Consider the following 17,417-nt stretch of genomic DNA (forward strand, 5'->3'; position numbering starts at 1 on the left):
CGTAACAAGTTGCATGATTACATTTTGGCGCGGATGCAGGCTGCCGAGTAGTATGGGCAGTCTGCTATTTTTTTAGTGCAACCGGGTATGGCAACTGCGACGCACCAAGAACTTCCATACTCTCAGGGTTTTGAACAAATACGACAATATTGGTGTTGGCAGGAATGCATCTCGTCGCCTCCAGTTCGGTGGATGGTAAGATGAGCGTAGCTTGGCCAGTTAGATCGTCTTTATTGACACTAAGAGTGATAAAATTACGAACAACCGCATTATGCGAAAGTGTTCGACCACGGTTTTCCCCACCGCGAACACGCGTAACTAAATCGTTTTGTGCCAGGGCTATGTTGAGAACCACATCTTCCTTTAAATCATCTTGTAGTGGCTTAATATCGTATTGAATGCGAACAGTAAGTGGAGAATCTTCGTGTGACTCTGCGGTAACAGCGATCTGATATTGAGGATTGATCTTGAGCGCTTCGTTGATTTGTTTCTGAGCAACCTGTGCGTTAGAGCCAACGAAACCAACAGCGCCATTGACTATCATTTGAGGTGTGTAAATGCGACGGGAATTCCATGCCCGACCGTAAGCGCGCTGCCGCTGTGAGTATACAGAACTTGAATATGGATCTTCCCAACCGAGGTAGTCCCAATAATCGACATGAAAGGCAAGCGGATAGATTGGTATGTCGTTACGGATGGCGTCGGCTTGTATTTGCGTAAGCAGCGCGTCGGCAGGAGGACAAGAAGAACAACCTTCGGAAGTGTAGAGGGAAAGAAGAACAAAGGGCATGTCAGAGCCAGATGTATGCGAAGTAAAAGTTTGATCATCATCTTGTGCCGCAGCTACGGCAAGCGACATTAATAGCATGACGGTCAAAACAATTACAATTTTATGGAAGTGCATAACAGTTTCTCCATGTCAATGAATCATAGACAAGCCATATGCCATGGACGAATACGTGACAATGAACCTAGGGAAAACGCAACTAAATCCAAAGGTAGAACTGCTTATGAGATGAGAATATTCACACATCAAGCCGACAGGAATCCCTCAATATATGACTATATTGATCCTCTGCCATGAGCCCGTTCGAGCCCCGCGAGGACTGATTAAATGAAAAAAGTTGTCGAAGCAATGGTTAAGCAGAAGGCGTGGAGAGACGGGTACCAAGAGTCGAGCTGTTGGAGGCATTGTCGTATTGAGTGAGGTCTGGCGTACCAGTAGTAATTTCTTGCGGTGAACCAGCAGGAGCAAGTTCTCCTTGCGGTTTGGTTGAGGGTGAAAGAACAACAATTTGCCAAAAGTCGAAGAGAGAAAGTTTGAAGTGATAAAGAGTATGAAGTTTGGATGCTTCGAGACATTCTTCTAGCGGAAGGTCTGATCGCCAGCCAATGCGAAGGAAGAATGGGTTAAGAATGTGTTCCCACCATGCGATGAATTTATTTGCAGATTGGAAATGGTTGAGAATAACAATACGGCCAGTAGGCTTAACAAGTTTCTCAGCCCATGCGAGTAGCTTAGCAGGTTCGGAAACAACCGAGATCGTATGCGTGATGAGGATGTGATCGAAGGATGCAGGTGCGAATGGGGGGAACATCGCGTTACCCTGAACAAGATTACAGTGCGGGAGGTGGCGGTCACGAATTTTATGTGAAGCTTTTTCGAGCATGCCGTGAGAGAGATCCATGCCGATGACTTTACAGTTGGAAGGGTAATGAGGAAGCGTCATGCCTGTGCCAACACCAATATCGAGAATGGTGTCGCCGGGCTGAGGGCGGAGCTGCTTGAGAGCAAATTGTTGACGCTGATGAACGAGCGTTCCGAAGGTGCTGTCGTAAAACTTCGCCCACAAGTCGTAGAGCTTGCCTGTGGTTTTTTCCTTCATGTTCAGTCGCTTGGTCATATCACGTCGCCCTTTCGAGCGGAGTTTTCTGTGTTGCGTAACCGCCGCAAGGAATACGGTTATTCACGTGAGTCCGTCGCAAGGTCGGTCGCAATATTGACGATCTCTTGCGAGACACCCCCTGTAAGGAATTCGGCGGCCAATTCGCCCTTGGTGTTATAGATCAGGATAGCCGGGACAACGAGATCGTTCCAGTCGTTTCCGAGCGCATCGACGATGGATTCTTGAACATCGGAGGTTGGGGCAATATAGGCATGTTTAAGAGCGTGATTGGTCCTTAAAAAGTTAATGGCACGGGAGATGTAGGGTTCTTCGTTCGCATCAAAACTGACAGAGACTAGCTGAACTTTGCCAGCGTCCACAAGGGGTTGTAGCCCCTGATGGATCTTGGGGAACATTTCGACGCAAGGAATGCACCAAGTAGCCCAGAAATCGATCACAACGACTTTGTTTTCAGTGGCTGCCTTGGCGACAAGGGCTTTAATTTCATCCGGTGTGATAGGCGGAAGCTGGCCGGGAACTGCGGAGAGAGAGCCTGTGGACATCGCAGAGGTCTTACCTACGGAGGCGGCAGAAGACTTGCCTTTAGCGGGCTCTTCAGAGCAAGCAGCAAACAAAAGCGTTGCTGTAAGTAGAATCGCGATAGATCCAAGGGTTGACAGGCGACAGATCATGGTTTGAGCCTTTACATAGAATTTGACATAGGTACGCGGTGAATGCGGCATGGTGGGTATCGGTTACGGACCTCTCTCACCATGATGATAAACGAAGCTAACGGGATGTTATTCCGTTTGAGGGGGAGAATCACATTCTTACTGAAAAATGCCTCTCTTTGGCTGCGGAGGGCCATAGGAGGAGGATGGGTGACAGGGTGCGGGGGTTGGGGTACGATTTTGGGTTATGAAACTCATAATCAATGGTGAAGAACGGGAAATAGCTGGCGCTACAGTGCGCGAAGTGGTTGTTGAGCTAGGACTGGGGGATCAGCCAGTAGCGGTAGAAGTGAATAAAGCGGTGGTGCCGAAGCGGAAGCACGAAGAAACAATGCTAAACGAGGGGGATGTATTGGAATTGGTAACGCTGGTCGGCGGAGGTTAAGCCGCCCAACATTATGACAGTTGCGAACCGCACGTGGTTGTAGAAACAGTGAAAAGATTCGCAAAATAAAATTGATTGAAGGATCGATACGATGAGTGATGTGATGAATGACGCTTTGGCTGATAAAGAATTGGTTGTAGGCGGGAAAGTTTTGAAGTCGCGATTGGTGGTAGGGACAGGGAAGTACGCATCGTATGAACAGATGCAGGACGCACTGGAAGTAAGCGGCGCGGATGTGATCACAGTCGCGGTACGACGTGAGCGATTGGTTGATGCGGAAGGTCGTTCGCTGCTCGATTTTATTGATACAGACAAGTACACGATCTTGCCGAATACTGCTGGATGCTTTACTGCGGAGGATGCGGTGCGCGTATCGCGGCTGGGTCGTGAGATCTTGGATCAGCTTGATAATCCAGGCAAGGAGTGGGTTAAGCTAGAAGTATTGAATGACAAGAAGACGCTGCTACCCGATCCTGTCGGAACACTTGAGGCGCTCAAGGAACTTGTCGCAGATGGATTCAAGGTGCTGTGTTACACGAGTGATGATCCTGTGATGGCATGCAAGCTGAAGGAAGCCGGCGCGGCAAGTGTGATGCCCGCAGGCTCGCCGATCGGATCGGGCCAAGGGGTACTCAATCAAAACAACATGCGAATCATTTTAGAATTGCTGAAGGAAGGCGATGCGGACTATCCAGTGATCGTGGATGCGGGCGTGGGAACGGCAAGTGATGTGACGATCGCGATGGAGCTTGGAGCAGACGGCGTACTGCTCAACACAGGCATCGCACATGCAAAGGACCCAATACGGATGGCGGGTGCAATGAAGGCGGCTTTGGAAGCAGGACGGCAATCATATCTTGCAGGCCGGATTGAGAAACGACTGTATGCAACGGCAAGCTCACCTTGGAGCGGCGTGATTAGCTACATCCCCGGAGAATAAGGGGAAGTAGGTAGCAATGATCAGCGTTCAGGGATGAAATATGAAAAATTTTGATCTGATTGAACCGTCAGGCATGCGCTTGGCGGTTTTTTTATGTAAGTTGTTTGACAAGCTTGTGTTTAATGGCCAATCAACGTGAGATTGAGGTGCGCAATTATGGAAGAAATCAAAGCGGCGTATGACCGGTGGGCTCGAGGATACGATGCAGAGGAGAACCGAACACGCAATCTGGATCAAAAGGTGATGGCGGAATATGAAGACCTTTTTGATGATGCGGTCGTGCTTGAATGTGGTTGTGGAACAGGAAAAAACACAGCAATGATCGCCCAACGGTGCTTAAAGGTAGTGGGGATCGATTTTTCAGAGCAGATGTTAGCGGTCGCAGGAGAGAAATTAAGTGGGGATAATGTGGTGTTTTTGCAACAGGACCTGAACGAACCATGGATGATTGAGGACGGGGTTGTGGATACGGTAGTGTTCAATCTGGTGCTCGAACATATTGAAGATTTGAAGCATGTATTTAGCGAAGCAATGCGTGTGCTGAAAGATGGTGGTGGACTATTAATCTCAGAATATCACCCACAAAAACAAGCTGAAGGTAAAGGTGCGAAGTTTATGGGCCAAGGTGGTGCGGAAGAGAAAATTCCGTTCTTTCCGCATACAGCTGATGATTTCGCGAAGGCGGCCGAGCCACTGGGCTTTGAGTTCATGGAACTAAATGACTGGACGGCTGAGGGAGAGGACGAACCACGAGTGCTGTCGATGCTATTTGTAAAATAACTCGACCCTGAAAAATGAAACAAGATCAGACGCCCTGCTCCATGACAGGGTGTTTTTTTGTATGAAGCCCAAACAAACCGTCATTATCGGACAACATTAACAGGCGTATAAGACAAGTATCATTCAGATGTCGATGAAGGAAGTATGAGCCAACTATCACATGCCCCAGATGTTTTGGATGAGACGCGGCCTGAGCAGCGTTTAGGGATACGTGCGAGGATGCTGCTTGGGCTAGAGCAGCTGTTCCCGGTCTTGGAGACAGCTCCAGCGATAACGGGAGATGAGAGTGCGTTTGAATACCGCAAAGCGGCAGGGAGTTATCAACGACATGTCGATGAAGTCGGCGGGCTTGATGGAAAAACGATCTTGGATTTTGGTTGTGGCTGGGGCGGAGAAACCGTGTGGCTGGGTGAACGTGCAAAAGCTGCGATGGGATGTGATATCAATAAAAGTGCACTGCGCGATGCAAACGATTTTGCCAGGCAAATGGGTGCGGGGAATGTGAAATTTGCAGAGAGCGGGGTAAATGGACTGCCGTACGAAGATGAGACATTCGATGCTATTTTTAGCACGAATGTGTTCGAACATGTGATGCAGCCTGCAGCAATGTTGTCGGAAATCCGAAGAGTATTGAAACCAGGGGGACGGTTTGTGAGTCAGTTTGGCCCGCTGTTTTATAGCCCGCTGGGCTATCACTTATGCTGGGCAACGCAGGTGCCTTGGGCGCATTTGTTGTTTGGATTTGAGGCGGTGATTCAGGTGCGAAATACCAAGCGTGAACCATGGTGGCCGAAGGATTGGAAGGAGACGGGATTGAACAAGATGCGGTTCAAGGGGTTTGAGTCTGCCGTATCGGAAGCGGGACTAGGTGTAGTTCGATGCGATCGAATTGCGGTGAAGGGATTAAAGCGGCTAGCGAAGTTACCGCTGATTGGTGATTTGCTGACGTTTGGGATTGATTGTCATCTGGTGAGAGAAGATTAAGACGCCATTAATTGATTTCATTCTATTTGAAACAAATATAAACAGCATCACGCTTATGCATGATGCTGTTTATGTATAAAGACATAGGAGGGGACTTATGCGCGTTTACGACGGCCGGCGATCATGAGTGAACCGAAACCGAGGAGGAATGCGGCAGCTGGTTCTGGGATGAGTGCTGCAAAGTTTGCGTTTGCTTCTGCGGCACTGAAATCGCCGGTGTAAATGTTGAATTGATCGTACTCACCAGACCAATCGGTGTTGTCCCAGAAAATTGCACCGCCTAATGATGTGTGACCAGCGTTAGCACCATCATTTGCACCATGAATATTTAAATTGCCAAGGTCGTAGGTCATTGCACCAGTAAAAGTGTGGAGTGTGCCGCCGACTTCGCCTATATACATCGTAAGAAGATCGTTTGCATCATCAAATTCTGCAGCAAGGTAATATTCCGTGTCGTCTTGTACGACAAAATCAGTTTCAACTTTCGTAAATTCCGGTGTACCTAAAGCACCAATTTCAACGGTTAGCTTGTTACCACCAAGAGTCGCAAGGTGCTTTGGTGTGATCGCAATCAAGCTTTGAGAAGCACCTAACCATTCACCATATCCCATGACCAGCAGCTTGGCCCAATCTGCTGTAACTGATTGTGTGAACACTAATTCGAAGGTAACGGCACCTGTGGTACCTTGGCCATCAATGGTGCTGCCGATCAAAGCTCTGGTCCCGGAGCTTCCTGCGAGGAAATTGTTAAGTGAAGCACCATCAGCATCAACAGACGTTAGGACACCGCCGCCTTGTGTATATCCAGAGCCGATGAACTCGTCAAAGTTCGCCCCGCCAACAGAATCAGCTGCCGCGGTGTAGGGAGGGCCTGCACTTACTTCATCAAAATTCCATTGGTGCGCCAACGTGGCTGCATCAGATGATGGCGACATGGTGATCGCGCAAGTGGCGGCTGCGGAAAGCGTGCAGAATAAGTTCAATCTTTTCCCATGCATTTTCTTCTCCTAGCTAAACTTTGTAAATATACGTAATGTTCTCTTTAATACTTCAACATGTAATTGATTAATGTATGTCGTGCGTATTGTTGATCGCGCTCTGGCGATAAGTTCACTTTTGAGGCCTCCGCGCAATAATGCCATTTCACATGCGCAATGACAGCATTGAGATTTTACGGCATACTCATACTCTGGCCATGTCTGCGACATACAATTCGATTGCGCAAAAACCACCACATCCCTCTGTTTCATATATTTCGCCTATCTTAAAGCGCGTAGTTGCTCGACATATTACTTCTCTACTCAATAACCATAGCTCTAAGCCAAATCGAGATGCTGATATCATGAAGAATGGCAAAGCAACAAACAAACATGAATTAAAAGAAAAACGTACAGCTAGCAATTTATGGTAGAAACCATGTGTCATTAATTGGATGACAAATAGCTAGCAATATCGGTAGGCGTGATGGATTCAACAGCGCGATCGGATTCTTCGATGGGAACGTAATCGGTAATATTGGGCGAGGGCAACAGAGGTGCAGGGGGAGTTGTGGCAGGAGCCAGAGTGAGGGAGCCAGAACCCGAAATAGCGATCGTCCAGCGGCCGGGAGTGAGGGTGCGATAGATCGCTTTGCCGTGAGACGTTTCGGGGAGCGCGTCCCAATCGATGTGAGCAAGATGTGGCGTGATGAGCAAGCCTCGCTCGGGGGCGGTGTACTGGTTGTAAATGCGGCGGATGAGGATGCGCGAATCGGCTAGCACATAATCAACATATATTTCTTCCGTAGGCAGGAAGGGGGTGGAAATGGTTTTGATGTTGCCGAGATCGTCACGGATGATGACCGAAACGGTGTCGGGAGTCACAAGGAGCTCAGTGACGGCTGTCTTGGTTATCGCGGTGTTGTATTGTTCGAGGAGGGAAGTGTATTGCTGATCAAGCTTGATGAGTCGAGTGCGGTAGATGCCAGCGGCAATTTCGGAACGGGTCATGCGATAAGTCATGTAGCTGGCAAGTGAGAGGAAGAGCAAAAGAATGATGGTGTAAATGGGTTTCATGGAAAACATGAAACGGAGAAGGTGGCGTTTGGGTTTGGTGGACGTGGGTACTGCTTGCGTCTGTTTGGACATAGCTCATCCTTGAGTGTGGTGTGGGCTTATTATGCAGTAGGCGAGAAAAAGATGAAAGAAAAACCCGCAGCGTGGAAGCTACGGGCTTGAGTCTGAATTCTAAAATAATCTTAGTTTATTGTGTTATTCGGCTTCGGGAAGTGCGGTAATCGCGGGTGGCGAAGTAGAGTTAAGTGCTTCGGTTGTTGCATCTGACGACAGGACGGAGAAATCGGCAAGGATTGCGTAAATAGCGATCACGACGATCGTCAGTAAAACCGCAACCGGCTTGGCAAACTTCCAAGGGGTAAGATCAACCGCGCCGACGTCCTGCAACGACCATGCTTCTGCGGTTGGTGCAACGGCACCGATGATAAGCATACCTATGACGAGGAAGAGGAAAACACCGCCGATGAAGTGGAAGTTATGGACGTTGTAGTGCGTAATGAGTTCGGCGGCTTGCGGGACGAAGTAGCCAATGGAGATGATGGCGAGGCCAGCAATAAGGCCAAACTTTGCGGCAATGGGTGGGTTGCGTTTGGAGAGGATGCCGACAACAACTACCGCGAAGATGGGGATGAAGTACATAGCGTTCATTTTTTGAAGGTAGCCAAAGATGCTGTCTTGCCCAATGAGCATGCCACCACCAATCATGGCTGCAAGTGCGATGAAAGCGCCGAACCACTTGCCTGACTTGACGACCTGATCATCTGAAGCAGATTTATTGATCATGTGTTTGTAGAAACCGAGGGAGAAGAGGGTGCAGGTTGAGTTAAGTGCAGAGTTGAACGAGGAGAGAATCGCACCAACAAGTGCAGCAGCAAAGAAGCCGGTGAGCGGCGCGGGAAGGACTTTGGCGACGAGCATGCCGTAGGCGTCGTCTTTGGCGATGCCCTGCCCTGCAAAAATGTAAGCGGCAATAATGCCAGGAAGGACAAGGTAGATGGGTCCGAGGAGTTTGAGCCCACCAGTAAGAAGGACGCCTTTCTGTCCTTCTTTAAGGGAGGAAGCACCAAGGGTGCGTTGGATGATTTGTTGGTTGGTACACCAATAGAAGAGGTTGAGGAGAAGGACACCGGTGAAAAGTGTATCAAAGGGGGTGTCGTGTGATTGCGTGCCGATGGAGTTGAATGTGTTTTCAGGGACGGCTGCTTTGAGTGTTTGCCAGTCTTCAGAGAGTGAGCCGGGTGAAACAGCTTGAAGACCAAAGTAAACGATCATGAATCCACCGATGAGAAGGCCTGCCCCGTTGAGCGTGTCGGAGACGGCAACAGTGCGGAGCCCACCCCAGAGCGCGTAGATAGAACCGATGATGCCAATGAGGAAGATGAGGAGCCAGACATTGGTAGCTTGCGATTCGATGCCAGTGATAGCGGGGACGTCCATCATGCCGACGAGGCCTTTAGCGCCGGTGTAGAGGATGATGGGAAGAAGGATCAGAGCATAGGCACCGAGGAAAATGAGGTCGGTGATGGTGCGGGTGCCAGCGTCATACCGGTTTTCAAGGAATTGTGGAACGGTCGCGATGCCAGCTTTGAGAAATTTAGGGAGGAAGAAAATGGCCATCAAGACGAGTGCGAGAACGGCAATGACCTCCCATGACATGACAGAAATACCATCACGGAAGGAGAGACCGTTAAGCCCGACCATTTGCTCAGTAGAAAGGTTGGTGAGCAGGAGTGAACCTGCAATGACGGGAAAGGTTAATGAGCGGCCGGCAAGAAAGTAGCCTTTAGACGAGTCATGGTCATCTTTATGGGTAAGGTACCACGTAATGGCGGCAACGAGTCCGGTGAAAAAGACGAATGAAAGAATGGTCATGGGATTGTGACTCCATACTGATAGCGCAAGGCTTGCAAATGCTGCCTTGTCATAACATTGAAGAAACCCCGATATGTACCTCCCACACCGGAGAGGCAAGTTCGATATTCAACATGCTAGCAGAAAGTAAATTTTTTATTTAGCCGTATTTTTCGGAATTAGGTATTTAACATCTTCCCAGTATCCTGCAAGCACGCTTTCGGAGCGCACCGAATATAGCCCATTGCCGATTTGTTAGCAATCATTTAGTTGCCAAAATTGCCCACATGCAACATGTGGCTTTGTGATAATCGTGATGCTTGCCCGTTAAGTCTAACGCTCCCAATTAGCAGCACGTTCGGAAAGACCGGCGATTAGCGCGTCAAAAACCTGATCTTCGGATTTGGTGGCATCGATGACGAGGTAAGCCTCGGGATTCTTTTCCGCTTGATCGAGGAAGCCTTGCCGAACCTTACGGTGGTAGTCGGCTCCCTTGAGTTCCATACGATCAGAGAAGAGTGACATCTGTGTAGATTCGAGGTGTTTTTTAGCTTTGCCTTTGCCGATGAGGCGTTCTTGGGCGGTGAGTTCATCGACGTCGAAAATAATGACCAGGTCTGGCCAAACGTCCTGAAGGGCGATGCGGCCGACTGAGAGGATGTCGACGGGATCGAGCCCACCGGCAGTGCCCTGGTAGGCAAGCGTCGAGGAGATAAAACGATCGACGAGGACGAGATGATTGTCCATGAGGGCGGGCTTAATGTTTTCCTCTGCGAGCTGTGCGCGTGAGGCCATGTAAAGAAGCATTTCAGCGCGGAGAGTCATCTCATCATTTTGCGGGGAAAGGAGGATTTCTCGGATTTGTTCGCCGATGGGGGTGCCACCAGGTTCACGGACTTCGGTGGTGGAAAGGCCGTTCTCGTGAGCAAGGTTTGAAAGGCGGTGGAATTGAGTCGATTTTCCGGAGCCGTCGGGCCCGTCGAAGACGAGGAAACGCGACCGAAGGTTATAAATCCATTTGTGTTTGGCAGCATCCTTACTCATGAGGGTAGGATACAGAAAAATGCGTGGGACGTAGAAATCCACATTGGGCATATATGGGGTTCGAGCATTGTAAGGGACGAAATGTCCGGAAATGGCAAACCAGATAGATTTTCTGAGTGCTCAATGCTCGTGAGCTGAGGATGTGGGCATGGGCAGTTGAGAGAGAAGGGGAAAAACTGGCCGAAAATCGGTATACTGCCCTGTCATCTATTTATTGAATCAAACACAGTTCGCAACTGGAGACCATACGGGTGTTTAAGTTCTTTCGAAAATACAACAAGTACATCCTAGCCATCGGCGGCAGTATCCTGATGGTTTCGTTCCTGATCGGTACGCAGCTTCAATCATGCGTAAGTGGCGGAGGCAATTATCCGATCGGAAAATTAGCTGACGGCACGGAAGTGTTGATCACAGATCGTAATCACGCAGCAAACCAGTTGTACGTGTTAGAGAATCAGTTCCCGATCTTGGGATTGATGAGTGAATCACTATTGCAGCAAGGCGAAGATCAAGACCGAGCTTTAGTTTGGTATTTGATTCAGGAAGATGCGAAACGTCTGGGCATCAGCGCAAGTGAAGCGGAAGCAGTTGAGGTGCTTGGCGCCATCGGAGCGGATGAAGATGTGATCCGACAGGCGGGGAACCGCGTGGGGAGTCGTGCAGCTGTGATTGATGCGGTCAAAAGCTGGATCATTGCAGAAGCTTACAGTGAAGTAGTGCTGGGCAAGTCGCACACATCATTGTTTGAACGGATGGCGATCTTCCAACAGATCGTTGAGCAGTACATGCAGATGCCGGGGATTAGCCGCGAGTTGCTCGTGGCGTATGCAGGTGCAGTGAGTTCTGATCCGTACCGTGTGAGCAAGCCGCTGATTGCACATTACCTCCAAGATGAAAATGCGCGTGTTGGTGGAAAAGCCTTTTTAGTACCAAGTAAGTTGTATCTTGATGACGTGAGTGAGCCGAGTGATGCGGCATTGGCGGAGCTGTTTGAGAAGTACAAGAATGATCTACCGGGCCAAGGCAAACCGTTTGGGTTTGGTTACAAGATTCCGGATCGTGTGAAGCTTGAGTATGTCGAGATCCCGCTGGAAAGCGCGATGAAACAAGTCAAGGTGAGCGAAGCGGATGCCTATGCGTTCTATCAGAAAAATCCAGATGCATTCAAAGTGACCGAAGAACAGGCAAAAGAAGATCCCAAACTAAAAGTGGGTGAAACACGTCTGTATGCAGAAGTACGAAGCGATATTCTTGAAGGACTGAAGTTCCAAAAAGCAAACGAACTTTGCCATCAAATCGCGAAGAATATGCAAGCGGCCATGAACAAACCATTGTCCGCATTGCCGCGTGAAAAGAGCTACGTCGTATTTAACGATCAATTTGAGCAGAAGCCATTACGAGAAGCTGCAGATGAAATGAAAGCTCAATTTGGCGTGACGTTGCAGGTTTATAATTTCCGCGACCGCTGGACGAATGTGGATCAACTGCAGACATTGCCGGGGATTGGAATGAGCTTCGTAGCAGGCCGACAGGGCGCAAGCTTCCCGTTGTATGTGACCAGCTCAAAGACACTAAACGCAGATTTTGAAAAGAACCCGCTATCAACAATGTATCTACAGGTAGGAACCACCAGTGCCCCCATGCAAGGCTATAGTGGCTCGATGTATGTGTTCCGTTTAACTGCTGCCGAGGCAGCCCATGCACCGGCCGGACCGGGCGCGGTCCGTGAGCAACTGGTGAAGGACGCGAGGGAAGAAGCAGCATACAAGAAACTCATCGCTGACAAGGACAAATGGATCACACTTGCGAAGCAAAATGGTCTTGACGCCGCAGCAAAGGAAGCCGATGTATCCGTAACAGATCTGGGACTGGTACCACGGGTCATGTTCCGTCAAGGGATTGATGCAAGCAATGTGCCGATGGTCCCGGGCTTTGGTGAAAGTGAACCATTAATCGAAGCTTTATATGCGGTCGCAAAAACAACCGGTAAGAGTGGCGATCTAAGTGAGATGGCTGCTGCAGATCGGACTGGTGAAGCACCTGTACAACAGAAGCGAGGCTTGGCGGTGTTTCGTGTGGATGAATTCACGCTGATGACTGAAACCGAATACGCCGTCGATGCTGCAAGCTATTGGAAGAACGCGATGGCGATGAACTCGACGGTGTTTGCTGATGAGCAAACCACATTCCTGAACGAGGATATGTTGAAAGATCGCGTGGGGTACCAATCTCTCGAACGTGAAGAAGATATCGAATCCTCAGCCCCCGGGAGCGAAGACGCGCCAGAAGCAGGTGAAACGTTGGCAGATGACACGGCTAAAGAAGCGGCGTAAAACCAATGTTGAAATAAATGATCGCACCCTGCCCTGTTTTGGGGCAGGGTTTTTTCATGTGCCTGTTGCGACAAAGGCGGCGTGACTATGGTAGCAAATGTTAATCACGATCACGAAAAAACCGCTCGGAATGAACCGGGCGGCATCGGTAACGTTTTAGTTATAGAAAAGCTGATTAACCGACGGACGAACCGGGGTTCACAAGCTTGGATGAGGTAATGAGGACAACGTCACGAGTTTCCTGCGGCTCAGGGGCGTCTTCAGCTTCTGGAGCGGGTGGCGTGGGAATGATGTGCGACGCAGCGAGGAGCATACCGTTAGAGATTTCACCACGAATTTTACGTGGCGCGAGATTGGTGACAACGACGATCTGCTTGCCGATGAGGTTCTCAGGGTCGTAAAACTCTTTGATGCCGGCACAGATTTGGCGTTTTTCCTCGCCAAGATCAACCTGGAGTTTGAGCAGGCGATCAGCATTGGGGTGGGGTTCTGCCTCGACAATGGTGGCGACGCGGAGGTCGAGCTTCATGAAGTCATCGAATGTGATTTCTGGTTTGGTTTCCATGGCGGTACTCACAGAAGAGGTTGTGGTCGAAAATTTGGATGGCGAACGGTCGCCGATGGTAAAAGGATACCGAAAAACAGGGGACGTGTGTCGTGGGAAGACGATGGAAACTACAATAGCGACAAGAATATAAGAAGAATGTCACCGTGGGGTCCGCAGGACGCGTCCCCAAAGTGATGAGGCAGAGGACTATTTGAAGTATCACGTACTACGAGGCAGATTAAAACGCCGCGGCGGCTGGAAGCAACGAGTGCTTTGGGTATTGCTGGGCATGATTTTTCTGAGTGCAGGTGTGCTGGTGTACATGACCCGGCCAGAGCGACTCGGACGGTTGTGTGCGCAGTTCGTGACACAAGCAACAGGGGCAGCGGTCAATATCGACAAAGCTTATCTGACCAAAGATGGGCGGATTGAGCTGGAGGATATGAAGCTTTGGGTGCCGGGGCGAGACGATGATTCAGGCAGACTGGTTGAAATTGAGGGGGTAGTGATTGATCCGGATCTGCTTTCAATCGTGGCGGGAAGTTTTCGGGTGGAATCCATTCAGCTTTTGCGGCCGACGATTTATGTCACTGAGGATGTTGACCTTGGCAAAATGAATTATCAGCTACTGGCTGAACAAAAAGAGAACGAAGAAAAAGAACAGGAACAAGAACTACCGGAGAAGGTCCCGACATTAACAGTGCGGCAGGCAGAATTGGTACTGGGTGAATATCAGGACGGCAAGTACACCGAACGATCGCGGCTTGATCTTGAAGGGCGTGTCTCGCGGAAACGACAGGCACTCGGTGCATACTACTTCGTGCTTAAACAGATCGGCGAGGGAGAGCAGCCAGAGTTCCAAGGGGAATTCAATCTTAAGCAGCATGAATTTGAAGTATCACTCAAGCACTTCAGTTTTACTGAGTCGACAGAAAAGTTTTTGACAAGTGGGATGCGATCGTGGTGGGATCGTCTTCAGCCAGTAGGTGAAGTGACAGAAATGCGGATTGGTTATGATCCGACAGATGGTTTGTTTGCACGGGTTGGTTTGACCAACGGGCGACTGACGATTCCATTCGAACAGTTTCCAGCGAAGCTGAGTGATGTGGATCTGATGATCGAACTACGTGATGATCGGATTGAGATTGAGAAACTGACAGGAATGCTCGGTGCTGGCGAGACAACAACAATCCGGTATGGCATTACGGGTGAGATGCAAGGGCTTAAACGTGATGATCCGTTTGTGCTGCGGGTGCAAACCGATCCGTTTCGTGTGACTGGAGATCCAGAGTTTATCTTGGGGATGCCGCCAGAAGTGCAGAACCAATACGATCTATTCACGCCATCTGGTGATTTCCGTGCATCAGCGATCATTAGCCGCAAAGAACCAGGCGGCGAGATTACTTACGATGGGAACATTGATTTTCTTGATGTATCGGGCGCGTATAAAAAATTTCCATATCCGCTTGAGCACGTGAAGGGAACCATTCAGTTTGAGAATAACCTGCTAACGATTGAAAAATTAGCCGGACAAGCAATCGATGGCGGGGATGTCGTGATTTCGGGAACGGTGAGAAACCCGGGACCTCTTGCTGAAACAAAGCTACATATCGAAGCAACAGAGATTGATGCGAATGCACGTTTCGTTGGCGCAATGGAAGAAAAGCATCAGAAGATCATCAATCTATTCCGTGATCAAGCCGCTGCAGAAACATTAGTACAAACAGGCCTAACAAGGAAAACGGAGTCCTCCCCGGGGGATGTGCCAGTGTTCTGGCCAGGCGGCCGAATATCATTGGCCATCGATTTGTATCGGCCACCGGGCTATAAAACCAAGCCACAAATCACAACGGACATTGATTTGCAGGGCGCGCGGGTGCTGTACAAGCACTGGCCATATCCCGTGGTTGTTGAGGAAGGGCACGTGATTCTTGCACCGGGGAATACGCGGATCAAAAATCTAACGGCGCACGGTTTAAGTGGCGGTGAAATTCATCTGGAAGGCCAAATCACGAAATTGGCTGATGGGAAAACACAGTATGTCGATTTAAAGGTTGATCGGACGCATATTCCAAGTGATGCGTATCTGTATGCTTCAGCACCGAATCCGCAGCGTGAATGGTTAAAGCAAATGAACCTCACAGGATCGCTTTTGGCAAATGGCGAGGTGAAATGCACACTGCCGGGCAAAGTTTATTACGCGATCAATTTTGATTTTGATAACAACACGATGCGACCGTTTGATAGCGGCATGTTGATGCAGGCCATGCGAGGAAGTGCAACACTGGAGCCGACGCAATTGACATTCCACAGCATCAGCGGGAAACATGATGCAAGCGGCATTGATCTTGACGGCACAATCGGTTGGGGAAACGGGCAGTTGGGAGTAGATCTGAATGTGCAAGCATCTAACTTGGAGATCAACAAAGGATTGATTGATGTCGTGCCACCGGAGCTTGAAGCAAAGAAAACACTTGCTTCACTGATGGGAAAATATCAGCCAACAGGCACGACCGATTTGTTGTTGTCGATAAATCATCAATCTAATAGTAAGGCGTTGGAGTATAAGGTCACGCTACGGCCGCAATCTTTGGGGTTTGAGTATGGTAACAACGGTCGACTGTCGTTCGATGAGATGAGCGGCGAACTAATCGTGTCACCGGGGATGGCGGAACTTGATGAGCTTGGCGGCAGGTTTGATGGTGGCAAATTCCGAATGTCCGGATTTGTCGAACAAAATGATCGCGTGAATACTGCATTGAATTTCGACGTGATGAGTGATTTTGAAACTGAGACCGTTCGACGTATTTTGCCGAAAGAAGTACGTGATCTTCTTGAGCATCTCTCAATCAGTGGCGGATTCGAAATTGAAGATGGACGGTTTGTGCTTCGTGATGAAGCATCAGATCACCCGCAATATGAATTTGATAGCAAGATCAGGATGGAACAAGGTCAAGCCAAAGTTGGTGCGTCGATCACAGGATTTGATGGTACGGTACATGTAAAAGTGACGGGCCGAAAGGATGAAGCTTGGCCGAAGATGATGATTGATGTTGATGCAGATCGGATGCTTGCCGAAGGCCGTCTGATTCAGCCCTTTGCAATGGAGCTTTTGTCGACAGCAAACAACGAATCAGTCTATCTCAAAGATTTTTACGGCGAGATCTATGGCGGAACATTGGTCGGTGAAGGCAAGATTGATTTTGGGGCTGAAGAACTCTGGCAGTTTGATTTAAAGCTGCATGATGTAAGTGTGGATGCATTTCTAAAACCAGAACATTACAACGATCGACTGATCTTACGTGCCGATGCGCGAGATGAAGGTGTGGATGTAAAACTTGCGCCACTGCCGCCAGGTGAGTTGTCTGCCAGTTTGCATGTAGAGCAGCCATTCGATAAACCTGAGGAGCGCGAAGGGCGAGGTATCTTGCGTGTACGAGATGCAACACTTTACAACGCACCGCTGACACTCGCGGTTTTGCAGGTTGCGAACCTGACATTGCCCACCTCACAATCATTTGACCGTGCTTCAGCACGCTACGTGATCGACGGCGAAATGGTTTACCTCGACACGCTAGTCATTGAAAGCCCATCAATTGCAATCATTGGCGATGGAACGATGGATTGGCATGACATGGGGCTTGATCTGGAAATGATGACACGTAACCCAGCTGCCCCCGATCTCGGCGCTCTTAGCGATCTATTCAACGTATTCAAAGACGAGCTTGGCACAATTCAGGTGCGCGGCACACTGACTGATCCCAAGGCTGAATTGGTCCCACTTACAGGACTGCGAGATTCGTGGGAATCTGTATTTGGCTCAACCAAAGCCCGGGGTGAATCGCGATCGACCATTCATCGCAATTATTGATTCCGAAACTT

General features: G+C 49.3%; 13 protein-coding genes and 1 pseudogene. 6 read left to right on the forward strand and 8 right to left on the reverse strand.

The window, feature by feature from the left end; genetic code table 11:
- Positions 1-64: 64 nt before the first annotated feature.
- The 3 genes from ACQ6WK_RS11315 to ACQ6WK_RS11325 form a co-directional block, all read right to left on the reverse strand.
- Positions 65-904 carry a DUF1223 domain-containing protein gene (locus tag ACQ6WK_RS11315; RefSeq protein WP_432797492.1) on the reverse strand — a complete coding sequence of 280 codons (840 nt, stop codon included), beginning with the start codon at positions 902-904 and terminating at the stop codon, positions 65-67.
- A gap of 235 nt (positions 905-1,139) precedes the next feature.
- Positions 1,140-1,904 carry a class I SAM-dependent methyltransferase gene (locus tag ACQ6WK_RS11320; protein WP_432797493.1) on the reverse strand — a complete coding sequence of 255 codons (765 nt, stop codon included), beginning with the start codon at positions 1,902-1,904 and terminating at the stop codon, positions 1,140-1,142.
- 59 nt (positions 1,905-1,963) lie between these two features.
- Positions 1,964-2,629: a thioredoxin domain-containing protein gene (locus ACQ6WK_RS11325; RefSeq protein WP_432797494.1), complete on the reverse strand. Its 666-nt coding sequence runs from the start codon at positions 2,627-2,629 to the stop codon at positions 1,964-1,966.
- A gap of 175 nt (positions 2,630-2,804) precedes the next feature.
- Between ACQ6WK_RS11325 and thiS the strand changes: the two genes are divergently transcribed.
- The 4 genes from thiS to ACQ6WK_RS11345 all read left to right on the forward strand — a co-directional run bounded on the left by thiS (position 2,805) and on the right by ACQ6WK_RS11345 (position 5,706).
- Positions 2,805-3,002, forward strand: coding sequence for a sulfur carrier protein ThiS (thiS, locus tag ACQ6WK_RS11330; RefSeq protein WP_432797495.1), 198 nt, complete (start codon positions 2,805-2,807; stop codon positions 3,000-3,002).
- A gap of 100 nt (positions 3,003-3,102) precedes the next feature.
- Positions 3,103-3,942 (forward strand): thiazole synthase, encoded by an 840-nt coding sequence (locus ACQ6WK_RS11335; protein ID WP_432800397.1) that lies wholly within the window; start codon positions 3,103-3,105, stop codon positions 3,940-3,942.
- Positions 3,943-4,098: 156 nt separating this feature from the next.
- Positions 4,099-4,722 carry a class I SAM-dependent methyltransferase gene (locus ACQ6WK_RS11340; RefSeq protein WP_432797496.1) on the forward strand — a complete coding sequence of 208 codons (624 nt, stop codon included), beginning with the start codon at positions 4,099-4,101 and terminating at the stop codon, positions 4,720-4,722.
- Between the two features lie 144 nt (positions 4,723-4,866).
- Positions 4,867-5,706, forward strand: a complete 840-nt coding sequence (locus ACQ6WK_RS11345) for a class I SAM-dependent methyltransferase (RefSeq protein WP_432797497.1) — start codon at positions 4,867-4,869, stop codon at positions 5,704-5,706.
- A 95-nt stretch (positions 5,707-5,801) separates the two neighbouring features.
- Here the strand turns inward: ACQ6WK_RS11345 and ACQ6WK_RS11350 are convergent, their stop codons facing one another.
- The 4 genes from ACQ6WK_RS11350 to tmk form a co-directional block, all read right to left on the reverse strand.
- Complete coding sequence (locus tag ACQ6WK_RS11350) at positions 5,802-6,704, reverse strand: PEP-CTERM sorting domain-containing protein (RefSeq protein ID WP_432797498.1); 903 nt, start codon at positions 6,702-6,704, stop codon at positions 5,802-5,804.
- Between the two features lie 426 nt (positions 6,705-7,130).
- Positions 7,131-7,832, reverse strand: coding sequence for a hypothetical protein (locus ACQ6WK_RS11355; RefSeq protein ID WP_432797499.1), 702 nt, complete (start codon positions 7,830-7,832; stop codon positions 7,131-7,133).
- Between the two features lie 123 nt (positions 7,833-7,955).
- Positions 7,956-9,632, reverse strand: a complete 1,677-nt coding sequence (locus ACQ6WK_RS11360) for a solute:sodium symporter family transporter (RefSeq protein WP_432797500.1) — start codon at positions 9,630-9,632, stop codon at positions 7,956-7,958.
- 312 nt (positions 9,633-9,944) lie between these two features.
- Positions 9,945-10,706 carry a dTMP kinase gene (tmk, locus tag ACQ6WK_RS11365; protein ID WP_432797501.1) on the reverse strand — a complete coding sequence of 254 codons (762 nt, stop codon included), beginning with the start codon at positions 10,704-10,706 and terminating at the stop codon, positions 9,945-9,947.
- A 200-nt stretch (positions 10,707-10,906) separates the two neighbouring features.
- Between tmk and ACQ6WK_RS11370 the strand changes: the two genes are divergently transcribed.
- Positions 10,907-12,988 carry a hypothetical protein gene (locus ACQ6WK_RS11370; protein WP_432797502.1) on the forward strand — a complete coding sequence of 694 codons (2,082 nt, stop codon included), beginning with the start codon at positions 10,907-10,909 and terminating at the stop codon, positions 12,986-12,988.
- A 175-nt stretch (positions 12,989-13,163) separates the two neighbouring features.
- Here ACQ6WK_RS11370 and metG read toward each other — a convergent pair.
- Positions 13,164-13,550: pseudogene (gene metG, locus ACQ6WK_RS11375) on the reverse strand (methionine--tRNA ligase subunit beta); the annotation flags it as partial.
- Positions 13,551-13,746: 196 nt separating this feature from the next.
- Here metG and ACQ6WK_RS11380 point away from each other — a divergent pair.
- A complete protein-coding gene (locus tag ACQ6WK_RS11380) occupies positions 13,747-17,406 on the forward strand; it encodes a hypothetical protein (RefSeq protein WP_432797503.1) in 3,660 nt (1,219 codons plus the stop codon).
- Positions 17,407-17,417: the final 11 nt, after the last annotated feature.

Origin of the sequence: Poriferisphaera sp. WC338, from assembly GCF_050931845.1 — a bacterium.
Lineage (GTDB): Bacteria > Planctomycetota > Phycisphaerae > Phycisphaerales > Phycisphaeraceae > Poriferisphaera.